The following is a 20966-nucleotide window of genomic DNA, read 5'->3' on the forward strand; positions in this document are numbered from 1 at the left end:
GGAAGCACGATCACGTCGCGGATGGCTTACAGTTCGGGCATGGCAGGTGTTCTGATCGGCCTGGCGCTGCTGGCCTTCTGGCTTTTCTCACTGTTCGACGTGGTCACCACGCCCGAAGACGAGGTTAGGAACGTACCAAAAGCACTGTGGATGCTGATCGTGGTGCTGATTCCGTTGCTCGGCGGTCTGGTGTGGATGGCGCGTGGCCGCCCGCGGGCCCCGCGCGCGGCGTGGCCCGTTTCCCCGGGTCCGGGCGTGCCGAAGGGGCCGGACGACGACGCCGACTTCCTTCGCGACCTCGACCGGCGCATGCGCGGCGACGATATGAGCTAGTTCACGTCCGCGTAGCCGTGCAGGCCCTGGATGAAGAGGTTGACGCCGATGAGGTTGAACAGGAGGCAGCCGAACGCCACGAGTTGCACGATCGTCGCGGCCTTGCCCCGCCATCCGGCCGTCACCCTGGCGTGCAGGTAGGCGGCGTAGGCCACCCACGTGATGAACGACCAGACCTCCTTCGGGTCCCAGCCCCAATAGCGGCCCCAGGCCCGGTCCGCCCAGAGCGCGCCCGCGATGACCGCGAACGTCCACAGCGGGAAGGCAAGCACGATCGCCCTGTGCGCCACCCGCTCCAGGTCGGCGCGGGCGGGCAGGCGCGACATCCCGTCGCCGCGCAGCAGGTAGAGGATGCCTGACACGCCCGCCAGCGTCAGCAGCCCGGTGGCCAGGATGGCGGCGGTGACGTGGATGGCGATCCAGTACGAGTTCAGGGCCGGTACGACGGGCCCCGCGGCCGTGTAGAAGACCTTGACCGCGAACCCGAGACCGAGCGCGGCCGTCACCATGACGAAGGCGCCCAGGAACCGCACGTTGTGGCGGAGCTGGGTGCCGAGGAACGCGGTCACGGCGGCGAAGCAGATCGCGACCACGAACTCGTACATGTTGCCCCACGGCCACCGGTCCGCGGACAGGCCGCGCGTGGCGATGGCGGCGAGGTTGGCGGCCCAGCCCAGCCAGGCCAGCCCGAGCGCCACCAGCCCGGCCTTGGCCGCCCCGGAGGACCTGCCCGAGCGGACCGGCATCGCGCCGTAGGCGCCCGAGTCGGCCTTCACGGCGAAGTGGACCTCACCCGCGGCGTCCGCCTTCGCGGCCTCCCACGCGGCCATCCCCGCGGCCGCGTCTGCCTCTGGGGCCCCGACGGTGACCGGCACCCGATCGGCCTCGGCCTTGTTGGGCCGAGCCCGGCCGAAGGCCAGCTCGAAAGCGAACGCCACCATGGCGAAGACGTAGAGCAGGACGGCGGCGACGACGAAAAGGTCGCTCAGCTCGGCGAGTTGCTCAGCGGACATCCTTTGCTCCTGCGGATAGAACCTTCACAATGTCGGCGAACTCCTCGGCGAAGCCCGCCGCGGAGCCCTCTGTACGGGTCAGCCCGCCCACCTCGGCCGCCCCCTCCTTGATCCGGACGAAGATCCGGCGACGCCGGATCATGAGCGAGAGCGCGATCGCGACGACGGCGGTGGCCGCGGCCACGAGGGCGGGCAGGCGGCCCGGGTCGTAGGCCGTCTGCAGCGTGATCCACTCCTTGACGCCGGTGAACTCGATCTTGCCCGCGCCTTCCGGCAGGTCCACCGACTGCCCCACGGCCAGCGGCTTCGGCGCCTTGGACGCCATGAGCAGCGGGTGGAGCTTCTTGAGCACCTCGTCCTCGGCCAGCACGTAGACCGACTGCGGCTTGCCCGAGCGCACGCCCAGGTCGCCGGAGAAGGCCCCGAGGATCTGCACCTCGGGGTTGAGCTCGCCGGGGAAGGCGGAGACGTAGCTGCCGTCGGTCAGCGGGACGCTGGTCGGCAGGAACTGCAGCAGGAACCCGAGCTGCGCCGGCTGCGCGTCGGGCGCCTTGACCACGCAGCCCGAGGTCATCGTGGTCTTCTGCTCGATCAGGCACGGCACGGGCCCCTCGAAGGCGACCTGTCCCTTGCCGTCGGTGATCTTGAAGACGGGGGCGTAGCCGTTGCCGATGAGGTAGGTCTGGGTGCCGTCGATCTCGAGCGGGTCGTTGACCTTGAGGTCGTAGTCGCGGGCGGGCGACCCGGGCGAGTCGTTGACCTTGAGACGGGCGGTGTAGTCGAGCACCTGCCCCTTCTTGTCGCCCGTGACCTGGTAGGCGACCTTGAGGTCGGCGAGCTGGAACGAGAACGGCTCCAGCGACTCGGCGGAGACCTGGCTGCCCGGGATGAACCGGTCGTAGGCGGCCACGGTGTTGGCGAACCCGTCGCCCTCGACGACCAGGACGTTGCCCCGGTAGCCGAACAGCGAGCCGGCGCCGATCGCAAGCAGGATGCCGAGCAGCGCGATGTGGAAGAACAGGTTGCCGGTCTCGCGCAGGAAGCCCTTCTCCGCCGACACCCAGCCGTCGCCGGTCACGACGCGGAAGCGCAGCTTGCGCAGCCGCCGCGCGGCCTCCTCGGCGGACAGGCCGCCGTCGAGCGTGGCGGAGTGGGGCAGCCTGGACAGGTTCTTCGGCGCGGCGGGCGGCTTGCGGCGCAGCTCGCGCACGTAGGTCGCGGTGCGGGGGATGATGCAGCCGACCAGCGAGGCGAACAGCAGCAGGTAGACGGCCGCGAACCAGGACGAGGTGAACACCTCGAAGAGCTGCAGCCGGTCGTACCACTCGGCCAGCACCGGGCTCTGCTCGTAGATCTTCGCGACCTTGTCGGGGTCGACGCCGCGCTGCGGCACCAGCGAGCCGGGCACCGAGCCGAGCGCGAGCAGGAAGAGCAGGATCAGCGCCGTCTTCATCGAGGTCAGCGTCCGCCAGCCCCACCGCGCCCAGCCGGTCAGCCCGAGCTTGACGTGCTTGGGGGCCTGGTCCTGCGGCAGCTCCGTGACACTCATCAGATCACCGGCTCGAAGGCGCCGATCAGACCCTGCATGGCCGCGATCATCTCTCCCCAGAGCCCCGACACGAGCAGCACCCCGACGGCCACCATCATGCCGCCGCCGATCCTCGTGATCAGGCGCGAATGCCGGCGGATGGCCCGGAACGTGCGCAACGCCTTGCTGTACGCGAGCGCCGCGCCCACGAAGGGCAGCCCGAGGCCCAGGGCGTACGCGACGGCCAGGAGAGCCCCGCGCCCCGCGCTGCCCTCGTTGAGCCCCAGCGCCAGCACGACGGCCAGGGTCGGCCCGATGCAGGGCGTCCAGCCCAGCCCGAACACCACGCCGAGCAGCGGCGCGCCCGCCAGCCCCGCGGCGGGCAGCCGGTGGATGCGCACGTCGCGCATCAGCCCGGGGACGACGCCCAGGAACGCCAGCCCGAGCAGGATCGTCACCACGCCGAGCACGCGCGTGATGAGGTCGGCGTTGACCAGCATGATCGAGCCGAGCCCGCCGAACAGCGCCCCGCTGAGCACGAACACCAGCCCGAACCCGGCCACGAACAGCGCGGTCCCGAGCACCAGCCGCCCACGTTTGGGATCGGCGCTCATGCCGGTCACGTACGACAGGTAGCCGGGCACCAGCGGCAGCACGCACGGCGACAGGAACGACACCAGCCCGGCGAACACCGCGATCGGTATCGCCAGGAGCAACGAACCCGAGGCGACGACGTCATTCATCGCGGACCTTGGTCACGGCGTTCATCAGGTCGGTGTACTTGACCGCGCCGAGCGCCCTGGCCGCGATCCTGCCCTGCTTGTCGATGATCAGCGTGGACGGGATGGCCGCGGGCGGCACGGTGCCCTGGAAGGCCAGCGCCACCTTGCCCGGCTGGTCGAAGAGGTGCGGGTAGCCGGTCTGCTCCGTGCGCTCGAACGCCAGCGCGTCGGCCTGCCGGTCCTTGAAGTCGACGCCGAGGAACTCCACGCTGCCCTTGGTCTTGGCCGCGACCTCCTTGAGCACCGGCGCCTCGGCCCGGCACGGGCCGCACCACGACGCCCAGAAGTTGAGCACCACGACCTTGCCCTTGTGCGCGGCGAGCGAGGCGGTGGCGCCGTCGAGGGTCGGCCCCTCGATCGCCGGGGCGGCCTTGCGCTCGCCCACGCCGAACACCTGCATCTTCCCGTCGCCCGCGACGAACCGGGTGTCACCCGCCTGGGGTTGACCACTCTGATTGCCCGCGCAGCCCGCGACCAGCACAGCCAGGAGAACGAGGGAGATGGACTTCGCGCGCACGGAGGAAGATCTCCTTGTACTACAACCGGTAGAGCTTGCAACTCTACCGCCGGGGTCGTACGCCCCTGACACTGGGGAGCGATCAGGCCCCGGGGATGGACGGACCGGTCTGCAGCGACCCGGCGGGCTCGCTGTAGCCGATGCTGATCAGGCGGTCGCCGTCGAACGTGAGCGTGGTGAGACTGGCCAGCGCGCACTGCCTGCGCCTGGGGTCGTGCCAGAGCCTGCGGCCCTCGGCGGCACTCCTGATCGCCCAGATCGGGAGCTGGTGGCTGACCAGCACGGTCTCGTGCCCCCGCACCGCGGCCCTGGCCTCGTCGATGATCGAGCGCATGCGCTTGACGATGACCGGGTACGGCTCGCCCCAGGACGGGCGCATCGGGTTCCAGAAATAGCGGTAGTTGCGCGGGTTGCGGAAGACGGCCAGGCCCTGGCCGAGCCTGCGCCCTTCGAGCAGGTTGCCCGCCTCGATCAGGCGGTCGTCCTGGACGATGTCGAGCCCGAGCTTCTCGGCGAGCGGGGCGGAGGTCTCCAGGGCGCGTTCGAGCGGCGAGCTGTACAGGGCGGCGATGTCACGGCCGCCGACAGCCTTGGCGACCGTCTCGGCCATGAGCTGACCCGTCTCGGACAGGTGGTAGCCGGGCAGCCTGCCGTACAGGATGCCCTGGGGGTTGTGCACCTCACCGTGGCGCAAAAGGTGGACGACGGTGGTTTCAGCCATGGTGTGCTTCAGCTTATCCGCTCGGACGCGCCATCCGGCCGTAGCCCGCGACTGTGGGCAATTCGGGCGCGGGTAAAGGGGCCGATGCCGGCGGCCTGCCGCGCCGGCTGCCGGCCGCCGGGGTGATCCTCGGCGGCATCGTCGCCATCGCACTGAGCCGATGCGGGCCTTCAGGAGACCGCCCAGGAGTTTTCCTGCGTCCTGCTCGTCTCCGTCAGCGCCTCGACCAGGGCCCTGATCGCGGGACGGCGGGCGGCGTCCGTCCGCCACACCGCGTAGATGCGGCGGGACTGCCGCGGCAGCAGCGGTACGAGCCGCACGCCCTCCGGCACGCAGTCCCGTCCCAGCCTGGGCACGATCGCGCAGCCCAGGCCCGCGGCCACGAGGGCGAGCTGGGTCGGGTACTCGTCGGCCATGCAGGCGATCACCGGCTCCAGCGAGGCGTTGCGCAGCGTGAACACCAGCCAGTCGTGGCAGACGGTGCCGGGCGACGAGCTGATCCACCGGTCGCCGTTCAGCTCGGCCAGCTCCAGCTCCTTGCGGCCGGCGAGCGGATGCCCCGCGGGCACCGCCACGTCGGCGATGTCGTCGAGCAGCGTGGCCCTGGACAGCCCTTCCGGCATGGCCATGGGCCGGTTGAGCCAGTCCTGGATCACGCCGAGGTCCAGCTCGCCCCTGGCCACGTCGCGCAGCACCCGCTCCGGCTCGCGCTCCATGAGCTGGATCCACAGGTCGGGATGGCGCTTCCTGAGCGTCACGAGGGCGCCGGGCATGAGGCCTCTGGTGGCGGTGGCGAAGGAGGCGACGTTCAGCCGGCCGACGACCTCTCCCCGCAGCGCCTCGAAGTCCGCTTCCGCGGTCTCGACCAGGGCGAGGATCCGCTCGGCGTGCTCGGCGAGCAGCCCTGCGGCGTCCGTCAGGCGTACGCCGCGGCCGTTGCGCTCCACGAGCCTGGCCCCGGTCTCCCGCTCCAGCTTGGCGATCTGCTGGGACACGGCCGACGGGGTGACCATGAGCGCGTCCGCCGCCGCTCCGACCGACCCGTAGACGTGAACTGCGTGAAGGGCCTTCAGCCGGTTCAAGTCCAACATGTAAGCCAGCCTAAATGGTTTAGCGTAGAAAGTCTCGCTTGTGCTCCAATGTGTAGCAGATGAAAATAGATGCATGAGAATCATCAAGGACAAGAAGCAGCAGCAGAGCTCGACGTCGTACCTCAAGTCGCTCGCCGAGCAGGCTCGCGACCAGCGCATTCGCTACCAGAAGCCCGCTCGCTGAGTGAACCCCCGCCACCTCGCCCTCGCCGTCGGCCTCGCGGCCGTCTGGGGCTTCAACTTCGTGGTCATGCAGGTCGGACTGCGGCACTTCCCGCCGCTGCTGTACGCGGGAGCCCGGTTCACCATGGCCGCGTTCCCCGCCCTGCTCTTCGCCGGGCGGCCGGGAGTCCAGTGGCGCTGGGTCGCGGGGGTGGCGGCCACCATCGGCGTCGGCCAGTTCGGCCTGTTGCTCGTGGGCATGCGAGCCGGGATGCCGGCCGGGCTGACCTCTCTCGTCCTGCAGACGCAGGCGTTGTTCACCGTGTTGTTCGCGGTGACGCTGCTCAAGGAGCGGCTCACCGCCCGTCGCGTCCTCGGTCTGGCCGTCGCCTTCTGCGGCCTCACTCTGGTCGCGCTCGACTTCGGGGTGTCGGGACCGCTCGGCGCCTTCGCACTCTGCGTGGCGGCGGCGGCCGCCTGGGGGCTGGGCAACGTGGTCCAGCGCCGGGCCGCGCCGCCCGACTCACTGCGCTTCATGGTGTGGGTGAGCGCCTTCTCCGCGCCCCCGCTCCTGCTCATGTCCTTCCTGCTGGAGGGGATGCCGGTGCTGAGCGCGCCGCCGGAGGGCTGGCTGTCGCTGGTCTACGTGGCCTTCGTCTCCACGCTGGGCGGCTTCGGCGTCTGGGGCTGGCTGCTGCGCCGGTACGACGCCTCGACCGTGGCGCCGTACACGCTGCTCGTACCGGTCTTCGGCATGTCGTCGGCCGCGCTCGTGGCCGGCGAGTCGCTCTCCTTGCCGGAGGTGCTCGCGGCGGCGCTCATCGTCTGCGGCGTGTTGTACGCCGGCTCCAAGCCCCGCCGCGACCCGCTCACCCCAGGACGGCGGCGGCCGCTTTCGCGGCTGCCGGCAGCGCTTCAGCGACGCGGCTGAGCGCCTCGTCGTCGTGCGCGGCCGACAGGAACCACGCCTCGTACGCCGACGGCGGCAGGTAGACGCCCTGGTCGAGCATCGCGTGGAAGAACGCGGTGAACACGGCCGTGTTCTGGCCCTTGGCCTCGGCGAAGTTCGTCACCTCGGCGTCCGTGAAGAAGATCGAGAACAGGTTGCCCGCCCGCTGCAGCCGATGCGGCACCCCTGCCGCGGTGAGCGCCTCGGAGGCGCCCCGGCCCACCGCCAGCGAGGCGGCGTCCACCCGCGCGTAGGCGTCGTCGTCCAGGGCGCGCAGCGTGGCCAGGCCGGCCGCGCACGCCAGCGGGTTACCCGACAGGGTGCCCGCCTGGTAGACCGGGCCTTCGGGGGCGAGGCAGCCCATGACGTCGGCCCGGCCGCCGAAGGCCGCCGCGGGCAGCCCGCCGCCCATGACCTTGCCGAACGTCATCAGGTCCGCCTCGACCGGGTCCAGGCCGTACCAGCCGGACGGGGAGACGCGGAAGCCGGTCAGCACCTCGTCGACGATGAGCAGCGCGCCGTTGGCCGTGCACAGCTCGCGCAGGCGCGCGTTGAAGCCGTCGAGGGGCGGGACGACGCCCATGTTCGCCGGGCACGCCTCGGTGATGACGCACGCGACGTCGGCGGCGGCGAAGGCCTCTTCGACGGCCTCGACGTTGTTGTACGGCAGCACGATCGTGTCCGCGGCCGACGCCCCCGTCACGCCCGGCGTGTCGGGCAGCCCGAACGTCACGACCCCCGACCCCGCCGATGCCAGCAGCGCGTCGACGTGCCCGTGATAGCACCCGGCGAACTTGATCACCTTGGACCGCCCGGTGAAGCCGCGCGCCAGGCGCACCGCGCTCATCGTGGCCTCGGTGCCGGAGCTGACCAGGCGCACCTTCTCGACCGGCGGCACTCTGGAGACGATCTCCTCGGCCAGCTCGACCTCGCCGGGGGTGGCCGTGCCGAAGGAGAACCCGTTGGCCGCCGCGCCGGAGACGGCCTCGACGACGGCGGGGTGGCGGTGCCCGAGGATCATCGGCCCCCAGGAGCAGACCAGATCGACGTAGCGGTTGCCGTCGGCGTCGGTGATGTAGGGGCCCTGGCCGGAGACCATGAAGCGCGGCGTGCCGCCGACCGCGCCGAACGCGCGCACCGGAGAGTTGACGCCTCCGGGCACGACCTGGCGGGCGCGGGCGAACAGGTCCTCGGAGTTCTGTGTACGGCTCACCCGACCCAGGTTAGCCGGGCCACCGACCACCCCTCGGATCGGGCACGAGCCGGGTTGTGGTGGCTGTGTATGCCATCCTCAGTGGTCACCGCCATAGGAGGTCATTGAGATCGGCATGGGCACAACGACGAAGAAGGAGACCGTCGATCTCGCACGTCGCGAGCACGTTGCGCGCATCAAACGGATCCAGGCTCCGGAGAAGCTCGCCGAGCGAGCCCAGCGCGGGGAGTTCGGCGAAGCCTCTGCGGCGCATCGGGCGGCGAGGTCGGTCCGCAAGCGGACCGGCGACTGACATCCCGGTCAGCCGGAGTCATCCGCCGCTCCTGACTCAGTCGGCGAGCCACTCCAGGATGCGCAGCGGGTCGGGCAGCGGCCGGCCGTCGGGCGGGCGGAGCCAGGAGACGGACTGCCCCGTCGGAAGGACGGAGGGCGGCGCGAGCACGTAGCTGTCGCGGCAGTGCCACCGCAGCCCCGGCGTGTCGTCGATGGTCCCGGGATCGCAGTCGAGCTGGCACGTCCACCACTCGTCCTCGTCCTCCGGGTTGCCGCGCGTGGCCACGTAGAACAAGACCCGGTCGCCGTTGGCGGCGACCGGGCCTGAGTGCGCTTGCGCGGCGTCGATCCGGGTGAGTGCGGTCAGCCCCGCGGCGAGCGGTACGTCGAAGACGTCGAACACGCGTCCGGTGGGCAGGATCACGTTGGCCTCGGGATCGGCCTGCCACCAGCGCGTGAGCAGGGCCGCGTCCGTCGTGGCCTGCGTGCGCCAGGCGGGCGAGAGCGGATGGGCGCCGGGGTCGGGACAGCCGACCCGGTCACAGGAGCACGCGCGCGACCCCTGGAGCAGCGGGCAGGCACCGGGCACGACGGGCCACCCCAGGCCGGCGTATTCGAGCACAGAGCCGATTCGTGTCGGCCGTGACCGCTTTCTGGTACGCCGAACCAGTGGTACCCCCACCATGGTTTCTCCCGTCGAGTCCAAGTGCCTGAGGCGATCCCGGCTCCCGGCCGTACGGTGGGCCGCCATCAGCGGCTCATCGCACCTACGCACACGCGGGACACACCAGCACTTGTTATCGCACTCTAACGCACAGGCCTCAGGAGCCGACGGGAAACCCCTTGGTTAGAGCCGTCGCGCCACTTCCGTGGCCCAGTACGTCAGGATCAGGTCCGCCCCCGCGCGCTTGATCGCGATCAGCGACTCGTCGATCATGCGCTCCCGGTCCACCCAGCCGTTGGCCGCGGCGGCCTCGACCATCGCGTACTCGCCGCTCACCTGGTAGGCGGCCACCGGCACGTCCACCTCGGCGCGGAAGCGGGCGATGATGTCGAGATAGGCCAGCGCGGGCTTGACCATGACCGCGTCGGCGCCCTCGGCCAGGTCCAGCCGGACCTCGCGCAGCGCCTCCTCCAGCGGCCCCGCGGGGTCCTGCTGGTGGGTGCTGCGGTCGCCGAACTGCGGCGCGCACTCGGCGGCCTCGCGGAACGGGCCGAAGAAGGCCGAGGCGAATTTGGCGGAGTAGGCCAGGATCGGGATGTTCGCATGGCCGGCCCCGTCGAGGGCCGCGCGGATCGCCCCCACCTGGCCGTCCATCATCCCGCTCGGCGCCACCATCTGCGACCCGGCCTCGGCCTGGGCCACCGCGATCGAGGCGTAGCGCTCCAGCGTGGCGTCGTTGTCCACGTCACCGGACGGCGTCAGGATCCCGCAGTGCCCGTTGTCGGTGAACTCGTCGAGGCAGGTGTCGGCCATCAGCACGATGGAGTCGCCGACCTCGGCGCTCACGTCGCGCAGCGCGACCTGAAGGATCCCGTGGGGGTCGTCGCCCGCCGAGCCCCGCGCGTCCTTGACCGCGGGGATGCCGAACAGCATCAGCCCGCCCACGCCCGCCTCCGCGGCCTCGTGGGCGGCCTTGCGCAGCGAGTCGCGGGTGTGCTGGACGACGCCCGGCATGGAGGCCACCGGCTGCGGCTCGGCGAGGCCTTCCTTCACGAACATCGGCAGGATCAGGTCCGCGGCGTGCAGCCTGGTGCCCGAGACCATCCGCCGCAGGGCGGGACCGCGCCGCAGCCGCCGGGGGCGGGCGACGGGATATTGCGCGCTCATTTGCCTCTCCTCCTGGCGCCCCGGCGGTTCTGTGAGGGCCTGCGCGGGGTGTCGCCCGCGGCCAGGGCCGCCTGGCGCTGCTTGGCACCGTACTCGGCCACCGCGGCGGCCAAGGCGGATGCGGATGGCTTGTCGGCCATGACGTCGACCCGGAGGCCGAACTCCTCGGCCGTCTTGGCCGTCTGCGGCCCGATGACCGCGATCACGGTGACGTTGTGCGGCTTGCCGGCGATGCCCACGAGATTGCGCACGGTGGAGGAGGAGGTGAAGAGCACGGCGTCGAAGCCGCCGCCCTTGATCGCCTCGCGGGTGGGCGCGGGTGGCGGCGCGGCCCGCACGGTGCGGTAGGCCGTCACGTCGTCGCACTCCCAGCCCAGCTCGGTGAGCCCGGCCACCAGCGTGTCGGTGGAGATGTCGGCCCGGGGCAGCAGCACCCGGTTGATCGGGTCGAGCATCGAGTCGTAAGGCGGCCACTCGGCCACGAGGCCCTCGGAGGACTGCTCGCCCGAGGGCAGCAGGTCCGGCTTGACCCCGAACTCGACCAGGGCCCGCGCGGTCGCGTCGCCGACCGCGGCGACCTTGAGCCCGGCGAAGGCGCGGGCGTCCAGGCCGTACTCCTCGAACTTCTCGCGTACGGCCTTGACCGCGTTCGCGCTGGTGAAGGCCACCCACTCGTAGCGCCCGGTGACCAGGCCCTTGATCGCCCGGTCCATCTGCTGCGGCGTGCGCGGCGGCTCGACCGAGATGGTCGGCACCTCCTCGGGCACCGCGCCGTACGCGACGAGCTGGTCGGACAGGCTGCGGGACTGCTCCTTGGTGCGCGGCACCAGCACCCGCCACCCGAACAGCGGCTTGGTCTCGAACCACGACAGCTTGTCGCGCAGCCCCACGGCCGCGCCCACGACGATCAGCGCGGGCTCGGTGAACCCGGCGTGCTTCAGGTCGGCCTGGAGCCGGCCGAGCGTGGACACCACGGTGTACTGCTCGGTGGTGGTGCCGCCGCTGCTGACCGCGACGGGCGTGGTGTCGGGCTTGCCGCCGGCGATGAGCGCCTTGCCGATCGCCACGGCGTCGCCGATCCCGTTGTAGACGACCAGCGTGCCGGGACAGGCGGCGTGTGAGGACCAGTCCTGCTCCTGCGCGGCGTCGACGATCCGGAACTCGGGCACCGCCGTCGCCGGCGGGATGCCCGCGTAGGTGAGCACGGCGGTCGCGGGCGGCACGCCGGGCACGATCTCGAAGTCCACCTCCGCCGCGGCGCAGGCCGCGACCTCCTCGGTGATCGAGGAGAACAGCATGGGATCGCCCTCGCACAGGCGCACCACGAGCTGCCCCCGCTTGGCGCACTTGACGGCGCCGGCGAAGCCGTCGTTCACGATCTCGACGCCTTCGCGGCAGTGGTGCAGCAGCGGGCCGTACGTTTCCTCGTCGAGCAGCACCGCGTCGGCCTTGCCGAGCAGCTCGGCGGCGCGGAGCGTGAGCAGGTTGGGATCACCGGGACCCGCGCCCACGAACGCGACGAAACCGGAGGTCGGACTATCGGAGCTCAATGGGAATGCTCCCCCATCAATCTGTCGGCCCCTTCGGCGATCATCTCGGCCGCTAGGAGGCGGCCCAGGTTCACTGCCTCCGAAGGAGAGCCGGCGGCGGACTTGCGTACCGCCTCGCGGCCGTCGAGCGCGACGACCACAGCGGTCAGGTTCAGAGTGTGCCCGTCATCGGCCGCGAAAGCACCCACCGGAGCGGAGCACCCCGCCTCCAGGGCGGACAGCACGGCACGCTCGGCGTTCACCGCGGAACGGGTGCGGGGGTCGTCGAGCAGGCCGAGAAAATCGATCAGGTCGGCGCGGTCGGCGCGGCACTCCACGGCCAGCGCGCCCTGGCCTGGCGCGGGCAGCAGCTCCTCGACCTCGAAGATCTGCGCGATGTCGGCGCTGCGGCCGATCCTGGTCAGGCCGGCCGAGGCGAGCACGACCGCGTCGAGCTCGCCCGAGGTGACTTTCCCGATGCGCGTGTCGGCGTTGCCGCGGATCGGGACGTATTCGAGGTCGGGACGCAACGCGCTGAGCATGGCGACCCTGCGCGGCGATCCGGTGCCGACCCTGGCGCCCGGCGCCAGGTCGGCGAACTTGTGCGAGCCGACCAGCGCGTCGCGGTGGTCGTGCCTGGCGGGGATCGCGGCCAGGACGAAGCGCGGGTCCTGCGCGGTCGGCAGGTCCTTCAGCGAGTGGACGGCGAAGTCGACCTCGTCGTCCATGAGCTTGTCGCGCAGTGCGCTGACGAACACGCCCGTGCCGCCGAGCTGTGCGAGCTGCGCCTTGGTCACGTCACCGAACGTCGTGACGCCGACCAGCTCGATCGCCCGTCCGCTGCGCTGGGTGTAGGCGTCGGCCACCATGCCCGACTGCGTGGTCGCCATCAGGCTGCGGCGGGTCCCCAGCCGCAGAGTCCCGGACGTCACAGCTCCACCTCCCTCACGGCCTCGGGCACCTTCGGATCCAGATCGAACAGCTCACGCAGCGCTTCCGCATAATGATCGCCTCCTGGGCAGGTGGCGAGCTGCTTGACACGCACAGTGGGCTCGTGAAGCAGTTTGTCAACGACCCGCTGCACGGTCATGGCCACCTCGTCCCTCGCCCGCTCGTCGAGATCGGGCATCCGCATCATCAGGCGGCCCAGCTCCGACTCGACCACGCTCGCCGCCTTGCTGCGCAGCGCCACCACGGTCGGGGTGACCTTGGCGGCGCGTTCGGCGTCGAGATAGGCGCGCAGCTCCTCGGTGACCAGCGCGCGCACGGACCGGACCGCGTCGCCCTCGTGCGAGCCGATGCCGGACTCCTGGATCGTCTCCAGGTCGACCAGCCTCACCCCAGGCACCGAGCGTACGGCGGGGTCGATGTCGTGCGGCAGCGCCAGGTCGAGCAGGAACGCGCCGCGCGTCAGCATACCCGGCGTGACGATGTGCCTGCCCGCACCTGTGCAGGTGATGACGATGTCGGCGGCGTTCAGCTCCTCGGCCACGGCGGCGAACTCCACCGCCCGGCCGCCGACGGACTCGGCCAGCCGGGCGCCGCGCTCGTAGGTGCGGTTGGCCACGACGATGTCGGTGACGCCCGCGCGGGCCAGCGTGACGGCGGCCAGCGAGCTCATGGAGCCCGCGCCCACCACCAGGGCCCGCCGCCCGGTCAGGTCACCCGCCAGCGCGAGGCCGGCCGTGACGAGCGAGGCGCCCGCCTTGTCGATGCCGGTGTCGTGGTGCGCCCGCTTGCCGACCCGCAGCGCCTGCTGGACCAGCTCGTTGAGTGTCGCGCCGACGGTGCCCTGGCGCTGCGCCAGCTTGAGCGCCTGGCGGACCTGCCCGAGGATCTGGCCCTCGCCGACCACCATGGAGTCGAGGCCGCACACCAGCGAGAACAGGTGCTCGACCGCACGCTCCTCGTAGTGCACGTAGAGGTGCGGCGTCAGCTCTTCCGCGGGGATGCCCGAGTGGACGCCCAGCAGGCGGCTGATCGCGGTGACGGCGGCGTGGAAGCGGTCGACCGTGACGTAGACCTCGACCCTGTTGCAGGTCGAGACCACCATGGCCTCCGCGACGCAGTCGTCCTGCTGCACGTCGTGCAGCAGCTTGACGAGCTCTTCGCCCGTCACCGAGACGCGCTCCAGCAGAGCCACCGGAGCGGTCCGGTGGCTGAGTCCGACAGCCAGAACACTCATTGACTGTCCACCGCCATGAGTGGCCCCCCAGCCTTGCGTTGCTCGTGGAACGCGAGAATCTGCAGTTCGATTGATAGGTCGACTTTACGGACATCGACGCCATCCGGCACGGAAAGTACGACAGGGGCGAAGTTCAGGATGCTGGTCACGCCCACGGCTATCACGCGATCGCAGACTTCCTGCGCCGCTGCCGCCGGTGTCGCCAGAACCACGATCGAGACTCCACGCCGTTGGATCACGGCTTCCAGTTCGTCGATGTGCTCAACATTCAACCCCGCTATGGTGTCGCCCACGACTTCGGGGTCGGCGTCGAAGAGCGCCGCGACCCGGAAGCCTCTGGAGACGAAACCGCCGTAGTTGGCCAGCGCGCGTCCGAGGTTACCGACTCCGACGATCGCCACCGCCCAGTCTTGCGTCAGACCGAGCTCGCGGGAGATCTGGTAGACGAGGTATTCAACGTCATAGCCTACGCCGCGAGTGCCGTACGAGCCGAGGTGTGAAAGATCCTTGCGCAGCTTGGCGGAGTTGACCCCGGCGGCCACGGCCAGATCCTCCGAGCTGACGGTCGCGATACCCCGCTCGGCCATCCCGTTCAGCGCCCGCAGGTACAACGGAAGCCTGGCGACCGTCGCATCGGGTATGCCGCGGTCACGGGGCTGGGACGGGCTCTTCACGTGCCGGTGCTCCAGGGAAAAGGCGGCTTGGGGGCCGCGTGACGGAATCGAACCGTCTTTCAGGTTAATCCCTTTGTGAACCGATGCACAAAGTCGCGGGGGTACGGTGGCCGTATGCATCGCATCACCTTGCTCGGCAAGCCCGGCTGTCACTTGTGTGAGGACGCGCGTGAGGTCATCGCCAAGGTCGCGGGCGAGCTCGGCGTGCCGTGGGAGGAGGTCAGCATCGACTCCTCGGAGGAGCTCAAGGAGAAATACTGGGAGATGATCCCGGTCACGCTGATCGACGGCGTGCAGCACGATTTCTGGCGGGTCGACGAGAGCCGCCTGCGGGCCGCGCTGAGCGGCTAGGACGCTCAGAACATCGCCGTAGGCAGCGGCACCACCTTCGCGGCGTTGACGGTGAGCTCGATGACGTTGGTCGCGAGCACCATCGTCTGCCGCTCGTTGACGAACCGCTCGACGTGCGGCTGGCGCTGGTGGTCGCGGTAGGCGACCTCGTCGCGGTAGAGCTCGTAGACGATGCGCTGCAGGGGGGCCGACTTGACCGCGTGGCAGGCGTACACGAGCGTGTCGGGCTCGCCGCGGCGCACGGCCTCGACGGTCGCCTCGGCCAGCCGGTCGAACGCGTCGCCCGCACCGTCCATGATCGTGAAGACGGTCAGCATGCCGTAGACGGTGGGTGAGACCTTGCTGGTGGCCGGCTGCTGCTGTGGCTGTTGCTGTGGCTGGCCGGGCGAGAACAGCTCGGCGCCCGGATAGACGGCCCCGGTCGCCGGCATGGCGTAGTCGGGGCGCTGCTCGGCGCCCGGGAAGTCACCACGCGGGCGCTGGAAGTCGGGCCGCTGCGGGAAGTCGGGCCGCTGGGGCGGGGCGCCGTTCATGATGTAGCCGGTCGCGGGTCCCGCGTCGGGCGGCGGCGCCATCCGGGCGGCGTAGTCGACCTCCTGGTCGCCCGCGCGATATTCGGCCACCAGGTCACCCAGCCCCGACGCCCTGCGCGGCGCTCCCGGCGAGAGGTCCGCGGCCGGCACCGGCTCGGGCATGCCCCGATGTCCCGGCAGGCCCTGTGGATGAGCCTGTGGATGAAGCTGTGGATGAGGCTGTGGACCGGGCTGCGGACCCGGCTGCAGACTGGGCTGTGGACCCGACAGCGGACCGGGCTGGGTCCTCTCGTCCCGGTACATGGGACGCTCCTCGCGGTGCTGCGCACGCTCGTCGCGGCGCTGAGAGCGATCGTCGCGGCGTCCGGGGCGCTCCTCGTGGTCCGGACCGAAGTCGTCCTCGTCATCGTCCTCGTACGGCGCCAGCGGCCGCAGCACGGTGTACCAGATCGCCGCCCCCGCCACGGCGAGCAGCGCGGTGGTGAACAACGGCGGCACCGCGAACCGCATCGCGCCCAGGAGCGCGAGCCCCGACGGGGCGATGACGATGGCGGCGTGCAGGTTGTCGGTGTCGTATTCGTCGCCGTTGCGCCACTTCAGCCCGGCGACCACGACCATCGCGAGCATGACCAGGGCGGCGGCGGCGTGCACGCCGATCAGCAGGTACGACGGGAAGATCTGCCAGTAGGCCGAGCCGGCGGGCAGCACCTTGCCCATCTCGGTGGACTTGAGCGGATCGAAGATCATGATGGTGCCGGCCACGATGGTCAGCGCGATGCCGAACAACCAGGCCAGGAACCTCGGCGGCGCCTTCTCCGCCAGGAGCTGGACCAGGCCGACGGCCAGCCAGAGCGGCGCCAGCATCGCCCCCGTCACCTGGTAGGCCTTGAACGTGACGGTCCCGAACCCCATGAGGTAGCCGGCGCCGATCACGCCCAGCGACAGGCACAGCCCCACGGCTGCAACGGTCCAGGCGATCAACCAGCCCTCAGGCTCCTCGCGAAGTCGTCGAATCAGGGCACCAGCCGCGAGAGCGGCCAAGAGCGCACCGGCAAGAGCTATGACAGCAACGAGGATCTCCATGGTGACTCCAATGCTGCCGGACGATGCCTCCCAGCCGGTAGCCGAAGAGGAGAACGAGTCGGTCCGCGGTTGCGCGTCCAGCGGTGCACCGCAGGTGGCGGGGTGTGCGCCTATACGGTATCCGCCGATTACGCCTAGTCATGCCTGCAAGCTGTGGATTGTGGAATTTCCGGTTGATTTCTAGAGTGTTCGAGCACGCCGCACCCCTTACCCCTAGGGATACCGGATGCCTGACTCGTCACCGTTCGCCGGGCTTCTTGCTCCAGCGATCGCTGGACCTGCCCGGACGGGCGAGCTTGCCGTGCTCGAAGACGTCCCCGACGACGTTCGCACGCTGGTGCTGCATGCCAAGAACGGGTGCTCGGAATCCTTTGGCACGCTCTATGACCGTTACGTGGACCTGGTCTACCGCTACATCTATTTCCGGGTGGGCTCCCATCAGCTCGCCGAGGACCTCACCAGCGAGACCTTCCTGCGGGCGCTGCGCAGGATCGGCGACTTCACCTGGCAGGGCCGGGATTTCGGCGCTTGGCTCGTGACGATCGCGCGAAATCTGGTGACCGACCACTTCAAGTCGGGGCGCTACCGGCTGGAGATCCCGACGGGCGAGGTGATCGACGTCCCGCTCGACGGCTCCCACATTCCGGAGAACGCCGTGGTCACGGCCATCATCAACGACCGGGTGCTACGCGCCGTACGAGATCTCAATCCCGAACAACAGGAATGTGTCGTCCTGCGCTTCCTGCACGGCCTCTCGCTCGCGGAAACCGCGCTGATCATGGGGAAGAAGAGTGGAGCGATCAAAGCGCTGCAGTTCCGGGCCGTTCGCGCGCTGGCCAGGGCGCTCAAGCACGACTTGGCGTAACCTCCACCATCCGCCCCTCGTTAGGCATGTGTCACGAACGGAATGCTCTGGGAGCAGGCATGGGTAACGCGCGCAAGGAGCGGGAGCGCGTACTCGAGCACCTCACCGAGCTGCGCCGCCTGTCGCTCGGAGGCGGTCCCGAGACCGCCTTCCGCGACCGGCTGCGCGCCGAGCTCCTTTCCGCCACCCTCACCGAGGAGCCCGAGGAGGCGCCGGCGCCCGCGCCCAGCAGGCACCGCCGGAGCCCGCGCAGGCGGCCGCTGCTGTCGCAGCTCGCCACGTTCGGGCTGGCGGCGGGGATGATGGTCTCGGCCTTCGCCACGTACCAGGCGGTGCCGGGCGACTCGCTCTACCCGCTCAAGCGCGCCGCGGAGAGCACGCTCGTCCGCCTGAGCCCCGGCGACGCCGAACGCGGCGAGCGCGAGCTGGGCTCGGCCAAGACGCGCGCGCGGGAGGTCGCCAGCCTGCTGGGCTCCTCCGAGGACGGCCCGCTGGTCAGCAAGACGCTGAAGGACATGGAGGAGTCCACCCGATCCGGCATCAGCAGGCTGGAGCGGGCCGAGCCGCGCTCACCGAAGATCAGGACTTTCGCGCGGGACCAGAAGAAGGCCGTGGAGCCCATGCTCCAGGACCTGGAGGCTGATCAACTTGCTCAGGCCGCGGGCTACCTCGACTACATCGAAGGTCTGGTCGCACCGGAGTAGGTAAGTAAGCTGAACCCCATGTGGCGGCTAATGCGACGACGACAGGAAACGGAGCCAGAGGTCGCCGGCGAGGCCGCGGCGCAGGCGGCGGTCACGGTCGCGCCTGTCGCACCGGTAGAGCCCGACCTGCAGGCCGCGGCGTTCTTCGACGTCGACAACACGATGATGCGAGGCGCCTCGATCTACCACTTCGCCAGGGGGCTGGCCACGCGCGGGATGTTCACGACGTCCGACCTGTTCAAGTTCGCCGTCGGGCAGGCGGTGTTCCGGCTGCGCGGCAACGAGAACCCCGAGCACATCGCCGTGGCCAGGGAGACCGCGCTCGCGTTCGTCGCGGGGGCCAAGGTCGACGACGTCGTACGCCTCGGCGAGGAGATCTACGACGAGGTCATGGCCGATCGCATCTGGGGCGGCACCAGGGCGCTGGCGCAGAGCCACCTGGCCGCCGGTCAGCGGGTCTGGCTGATCACCGCCACGCCCATCGAGCTGGCCAGGGTCATCGCACAGCGGCTCGGCCTGACCGGCGCGCTCGGCACCGTCGCCGAGACCAGCAACGGCGTCTACACCGGCCGGCTGGTCGGCGACCTGCTCCACGGCCCCGCCAAGGCGGAGGCGGTCCGGGCGCTGGCCCGCAGGGAAGGGCTCGACCTGACCCGGTGCACGGCCTACAGCGACTCGGCCAACGACCTGCCGATGCTGTCGCTGGTCGGGCACGCGGTGGCCATCAACCCGGACAGCGAGCTGCGCGAGCACGCCAGGAAACACGAATGGCCGATCAAGGACTTCCGCACCGGGCGTAAGGCCACGCTGACCGCTCTGCCGATCGCGGCGGGCCTGGGAGCCGTGGCGGGCGGCGTGGCCGCGGGGATCGCGCTGCGCCGCCACTACCGCCGCCACACCTGACCCGCGCCGCCACCGATCGCTACGCCCGACCCCCCTCAGGCACAGCCGTAAGCCCCCGCAGGCACGCCCGGCCGGGCGCCTGCCCCCGGCAGGCGCCCGGCTTCCAGGGCCTACTTCAGGGACTCGAACAACCGGCCCGCCGCCGGCTCCTTCCACACGAGCCTGTTGGGATCCTGCGGCGCGGGCTCGTTCGGCACCGCCACGAAGCTCATCTTGGTCTGCGACAGTCCCGTGGCCAGCTCGTACATCGACTCCAGGGTCAGATCCGTCTTCACCGACTTGTGCATCGCGCCGAGGAAGGACTCGAGCTTGGCCGGGTCGGCGATCAGCACCTTGGCCTTCTTCAGCATCGCCAGCACGAGCTTCTGCTGCCGCTTGATCCTGCTGAGGTCGGAGCCGTCGCCGATGTAGCGCAGGCGGACGTACCCGAGCGCCTGCTCGCCGGTCAGATGGCTCTTGCCGGCGGGCAGCTTCAGCTTGGCCTTCTTGTCGTCCACCGCCTCCGGCAGCGTGACCTCCACGCCCCCGAGCGCGTCGATCATGCCCTTGAACCCGGAGAAGTCCACTTCGACCGTGTGCTGGATGCGCAGCCCCGTCAGCTTCTCCAGCGCGGTCTTGAGACAGGCGGCGCCACCGTCGTTGTACGCCGCGTTGATCATGTTCGTCCGGCCAGGAGAGGCGGCGCAGGCCGGCATCTTCACCATCGAGTCACGCGGAACGCTGACCGCGGTGGCCTTCCCCCGGTCGGCGGGCACGTGCACGATCATGATGGTGTCGGACCGCGCGCCCGCGTCGATCCTGGCCGAGTAGGGGCCGTACTGGGCGTTGTCGGCTCCCTCCCGGGTGTCCGAGCCGATCACCAGCACGTTCCTGGTGCCGCTCATGTCCACGGCCTGGCCCCCGGCGGGCGGGGCGGCCGGGTCTCGGTTGCTGATCAGCACGGTGGGCACGGCGACGGCGACGGCCGTGGCGACGGCCACGAGCCCGGCCGTCCACCACCCGGACCACCGGCCCATGCGCGGCCGGCGGGAGTGGCCGAGCAGCATGCGGTCCCGCTGCCGGACGAGCGTCGCGGGCGGCTCGTGCTCCAGCTCCGCTCCGAGGTCTCGGAGCAGCTTCAGGTCGTCCATCGTCACTCCTCCTCCATGGGGTTGGTGCCGCCGAGCGCGGCCCGCACTTTCCGCCTGCCCCTGTTGAGGCGGGAGCGCACGGTTCCGATCGGGATGCCGAGCGCCCGCCCGACCTCCTCGTACGTCAGATCGCCCCAGGCGATGAGCAGCAGCACGTCACGGTCCTTGGCGGGCAGCGCGGCGAGCGCGCCGGCCAGCTCGGCGCGTACGGCCTGGGCGCTCACCCCGGCGGCCACCCGATCGGCGGGGGACTCCACGTGGGAGTCCACAGGGGCGCGGAGAAGGGCCCGGTAGCGGGCCGCCTCCCTGCGGTGGTGCCTGGAGACGAGCTTGGTGAGGATGCCGAAGAGCCACGGCCTGGCGTCCGGGTAGGACAGGTCGTAGCTCCTCCTGCGGGAGAAGGCGACCAGGAACGTCTCACCGACGAGGTCTTCGGCGGGCTCGGGGCCCAGCCGTTTGGAGACGTACCTGTAGAGCATGGCGGAGTAACGGTCGAACAGCTCGGCGAACGCCTCGGGTTCTGTCCACGAGGCGCTCACCAGCTCCGAGTCCGCACCCCTGGTGGCGGGTTGAGTGATCATCTCCGCCCTTCTGTG

General features: G+C 70.5%; 23 protein-coding genes. 7 read left to right on the plus strand and 16 right to left on the minus strand.

Features of this window, described 5'->3' with window-relative positions; genetic code table 11:
* The first annotated feature begins 39 nt into the window (after positions 1-39).
* Positions 40-333, plus strand: a complete 294-nt coding sequence (locus ABEA43_RS32865; protein WP_345567918.1) for a PLD nuclease N-terminal domain-containing protein — start codon at positions 40-42, stop codon at positions 331-333.
* On the opposite strand, the gene ccsB is transcribed toward ABEA43_RS32865, so the two are convergent.
* From ccsB to ABEA43_RS32895, 6 genes are all read right to left on the minus strand, one after another.
* Complete coding sequence (gene ccsB, locus ABEA43_RS32870) at positions 330-1346, minus strand: c-type cytochrome biogenesis protein CcsB (RefSeq protein ID WP_345567919.1); 1017 nt, start codon at positions 1344-1346, stop codon at positions 330-332. The two genes, ABEA43_RS32865 and ccsB, sit on opposite strands and share 4 nt — an antisense overlap.
* Complete coding sequence (resB, locus tag ABEA43_RS32875; RefSeq protein WP_345567920.1) at positions 1336-2895, minus strand: cytochrome c biogenesis protein ResB; 1560 nt, start codon at positions 2893-2895, stop codon at positions 1336-1338. Before resB ends, ccsB begins: the two co-directional genes overlap by 11 nt.
* Complete coding sequence (locus ABEA43_RS32880) at positions 2895-3617, minus strand: cytochrome c biogenesis CcdA family protein (protein ID WP_345567922.1); 723 nt, start codon at positions 3615-3617, stop codon at positions 2895-2897. The genes resB and ABEA43_RS32880 overlap by 1 nt, the downstream gene beginning before the upstream one ends.
* Positions 3610-4173, minus strand: coding sequence for a TlpA family protein disulfide reductase (locus tag ABEA43_RS32885; protein ID WP_345567923.1), 564 nt, complete (start codon positions 4171-4173; stop codon positions 3610-3612). The genes ABEA43_RS32880 and ABEA43_RS32885 overlap by 8 nt, the downstream gene beginning before the upstream one ends.
* A gap of 82 nt (positions 4174-4255) precedes the next feature.
* Positions 4256-4894, minus strand: coding sequence for a histidine phosphatase family protein (locus tag ABEA43_RS32890; protein ID WP_345567925.1), 639 nt, complete (start codon positions 4892-4894; stop codon positions 4256-4258).
* 170 nt (positions 4895-5064) lie between these two features.
* Entirely contained in the window at positions 5065-5985 is a 921-nt protein-coding gene (locus ABEA43_RS32895) for a LysR family transcriptional regulator (RefSeq protein WP_345567927.1), read from the minus strand.
* 184 nt (positions 5986-6169) lie between these two features.
* Here ABEA43_RS32895 and ABEA43_RS32900 point away from each other — a divergent pair, with 184 nt between their 5' ends.
* The gene (locus ABEA43_RS32900; RefSeq protein WP_345567929.1) at positions 6170-7078 is read left to right on the plus strand and encodes an EamA family transporter; all 909 of its coding nucleotides are present in this window, start codon (positions 6170-6172) and stop codon (positions 7076-7078) included.
* Here ABEA43_RS32900 and hemL read toward each other — a convergent pair.
* Positions 7017-8309, minus strand: a complete 1293-nt coding sequence (hemL, locus tag ABEA43_RS32905) for a glutamate-1-semialdehyde 2,1-aminomutase (RefSeq protein ID WP_345567930.1) — start codon at positions 8307-8309, stop codon at positions 7017-7019. The genes ABEA43_RS32900 and hemL overlap by 62 nt on opposite strands.
* A gap of 115 nt (positions 8310-8424) precedes the next feature.
* Here hemL and ABEA43_RS32910 point away from each other — a divergent pair, with 115 nt between their 5' ends.
* Entirely contained in the window at positions 8425-8601 is a 177-nt protein-coding gene (locus tag ABEA43_RS32910; protein ID WP_345567932.1) for a hypothetical protein, read from the plus strand.
* Between the two features lie 36 nt (positions 8602-8637).
* On the opposite strand, the gene ABEA43_RS32915 is transcribed toward ABEA43_RS32910, so the two are convergent.
* The 6 genes from ABEA43_RS32915 to ABEA43_RS32940 form a co-directional block, all read right to left on the minus strand.
* Positions 8638-9267: a bifunctional DNA primase/polymerase gene (locus ABEA43_RS32915; protein ID WP_345567933.1), complete on the minus strand. Its 630-nt coding sequence runs from the start codon at positions 9265-9267 to the stop codon at positions 8638-8640.
* 162 nt (positions 9268-9429) lie between these two features.
* Positions 9430-10413 carry a porphobilinogen synthase gene (hemB, locus tag ABEA43_RS32920; RefSeq protein WP_345567935.1) on the minus strand — a complete coding sequence of 328 codons (984 nt, stop codon included), beginning with the start codon at positions 10411-10413 and terminating at the stop codon, positions 9430-9432.
* Complete coding sequence (locus tag ABEA43_RS32925; RefSeq protein WP_345567937.1) at positions 10410-11963, minus strand: bifunctional uroporphyrinogen-III C-methyltransferase/uroporphyrinogen-III synthase; 1554 nt, start codon at positions 11961-11963, stop codon at positions 10410-10412. Before ABEA43_RS32925 ends, hemB begins: the two co-directional genes overlap by 4 nt.
* The gene (hemC, locus tag ABEA43_RS32930; RefSeq protein WP_345567939.1) at positions 11960-12874 is read right to left on the minus strand and encodes a hydroxymethylbilane synthase; all 915 of its coding nucleotides are present in this window, start codon (positions 12872-12874) and stop codon (positions 11960-11962) included. The genes ABEA43_RS32925 and hemC overlap by 4 nt, the downstream gene beginning before the upstream one ends.
* Positions 12871-14127 (minus strand): glutamyl-tRNA reductase, encoded by a 1257-nt coding sequence (locus ABEA43_RS32935; protein ID WP_345567941.1) that lies wholly within the window; start codon positions 14125-14127, stop codon positions 12871-12873. Before ABEA43_RS32935 ends, hemC begins: the two co-directional genes overlap by 4 nt.
* Complete coding sequence (locus tag ABEA43_RS32940; RefSeq protein WP_345568082.1) at positions 14124-14801, minus strand: redox-sensing transcriptional repressor Rex; 678 nt, start codon at positions 14799-14801, stop codon at positions 14124-14126. The genes ABEA43_RS32935 and ABEA43_RS32940 overlap by 4 nt, the downstream gene beginning before the upstream one ends.
* Before the next feature lie 114 nt (positions 14802-14915).
* Here ABEA43_RS32940 and ABEA43_RS32945 point away from each other — a divergent pair, with 114 nt between their 5' ends.
* Positions 14916-15152 (plus strand): glutaredoxin family protein, encoded by a 237-nt coding sequence (locus ABEA43_RS32945; protein ID WP_345567943.1) that lies wholly within the window; start codon positions 14916-14918, stop codon positions 15150-15152.
* 5 nt (positions 15153-15157) lie between these two features.
* Here ABEA43_RS32945 and ABEA43_RS32950 read toward each other — a convergent pair whose 3' ends face one another.
* On the minus strand, positions 15158-16666 hold the full coding sequence (locus ABEA43_RS32950) for a putative quinol monooxygenase (RefSeq protein ID WP_345567945.1): 1509 nt from the start codon (positions 16664-16666) through the stop codon (positions 15158-15160).
* Positions 16667-16994: 328 nt separating this feature from the next.
* On the opposite strand from ABEA43_RS32950, the gene ABEA43_RS32955 reads away from it, so the two are divergent.
* Genes ABEA43_RS32955 through ABEA43_RS32965 form a run of 3 tightly spaced genes read left to right on the plus strand, consistent with a single transcriptional unit; the run spans position 16995 to position 19240 of the window.
* A complete protein-coding gene (locus ABEA43_RS32955) occupies positions 16995-17633 on the plus strand; it encodes a sigma-70 family RNA polymerase sigma factor (protein ID WP_345567947.1) in 639 nt (212 codons plus the stop codon).
* Positions 17634-17692: 59 nt separating this feature from the next.
* Positions 17693-18337 (plus strand): DUF5667 domain-containing protein, encoded by a 645-nt coding sequence (locus ABEA43_RS32960; RefSeq protein WP_345567948.1) that lies wholly within the window; start codon positions 17693-17695, stop codon positions 18335-18337.
* 30 nt (positions 18338-18367) lie between these two features.
* Positions 18368-19240: an HAD family hydrolase gene (locus ABEA43_RS32965; protein WP_345567950.1), complete on the plus strand. Its 873-nt coding sequence runs from the start codon at positions 18368-18370 to the stop codon at positions 19238-19240.
* Between the two features lie 110 nt (positions 19241-19350).
* Here ABEA43_RS32965 and ABEA43_RS32970 read toward each other — a convergent pair whose 3' ends face one another.
* Both ABEA43_RS32970 and ABEA43_RS32975 read right to left on the minus strand, forming a co-directional pair.
* A complete protein-coding gene (locus tag ABEA43_RS32970; protein ID WP_345567952.1) occupies positions 19351-20370 on the minus strand; it encodes an LCP family protein in 1020 nt (339 codons plus the stop codon).
* A 2-nt stretch (positions 20371-20372) separates the two neighbouring features.
* Entirely contained in the window at positions 20373-20951 is a 579-nt protein-coding gene (locus ABEA43_RS32975; RefSeq protein ID WP_345567954.1) for an RNA polymerase sigma factor, read from the minus strand.
* Positions 20952-20966 lie beyond the last annotated feature (15 nt).

This window comes from Nonomuraea rosea (assembly GCF_039539705.1).
In the GTDB taxonomy this organism is placed as follows: Bacteria; Actinomycetota; Actinomycetes; order Streptosporangiales; family Streptosporangiaceae; genus Nonomuraea; species Nonomuraea rosea.

Coding starts and splice junctions, on each gene's coding strand:
- ABEA43_RS32880 (WP_345567922.1), bottom strand. CDS start 3,617: ATGAATGACGTCGTCGCCTCGGGTTCGTTGCTCCTGGCGATACCGATC.
- ABEA43_RS32975 (WP_345567954.1), bottom strand. CDS start 20,951: ATGATCACTCAACCCGCCACCAGGGGTGCGGACTCGGAGCTGGTGAGC.
- ABEA43_RS32965 (WP_345567950.1), top strand. CDS start 18,368: ATGCGACGACGACAGGAAACGGAGCCAGAGGTCGCCGGCGAGGCCGCG.
- ABEA43_RS32945 (WP_345567943.1), top strand. CDS start 14,916: ATGCATCGCATCACCTTGCTCGGCAAGCCCGGCTGTCACTTGTGTGAG.
- resB (WP_345567920.1), bottom strand. CDS start 2,895: ATGAGTGTCACGGAGCTGCCGCAGGACCAGGCCCCCAAGCACGTCAAG.
- ABEA43_RS32960 (WP_345567948.1), top strand. CDS start 17,693: ATGGGTAACGCGCGCAAGGAGCGGGAGCGCGTACTCGAGCACCTCACC.
- ABEA43_RS32935 (WP_345567941.1), bottom strand. CDS start 14,127: ATGAGTGTTCTGGCTGTCGGACTCAGCCACCGGACCGCTCCGGTGGCT.
- ABEA43_RS32895 (WP_345567927.1), bottom strand. CDS start 5,985: ATGTTGGACTTGAACCGGCTGAAGGCCCTTCACGCAGTTCACGTCTAC.
- ccsB (WP_345567919.1), bottom strand. CDS start 1,346: ATGTCCGCTGAGCAACTCGCCGAGCTGAGCGACCTTTTCGTCGTCGCC.
- ABEA43_RS32865 (WP_345567918.1), top strand. CDS start 40: ATGGCAGGTGTTCTGATCGGCCTGGCGCTGCTGGCCTTCTGGCTTTTC.
- ABEA43_RS32890 (WP_345567925.1), bottom strand. CDS start 4,894: ATGGCTGAAACCACCGTCGTCCACCTTTTGCGCCACGGTGAGGTGCAC.
- ABEA43_RS32915 (WP_345567933.1), bottom strand. CDS start 9,267: ATGGTGGGGGTACCACTGGTTCGGCGTACCAGAAAGCGGTCACGGCCG.
- hemB (WP_345567935.1), bottom strand. CDS start 10,413: ATGAGCGCGCAATATCCCGTCGCCCGCCCCCGGCGGCTGCGGCGCGGT.
- ABEA43_RS32910 (WP_345567932.1), top strand. CDS start 8,425: ATGGGCACAACGACGAAGAAGGAGACCGTCGATCTCGCACGTCGCGAG.
- ABEA43_RS32955 (WP_345567947.1), top strand. CDS start 16,995: ATGCCTGACTCGTCACCGTTCGCCGGGCTTCTTGCTCCAGCGATCGCT.
- ABEA43_RS32970 (WP_345567952.1), bottom strand. CDS start 20,370: ATGGACGACCTGAAGCTGCTCCGAGACCTCGGAGCGGAGCTGGAGCAC.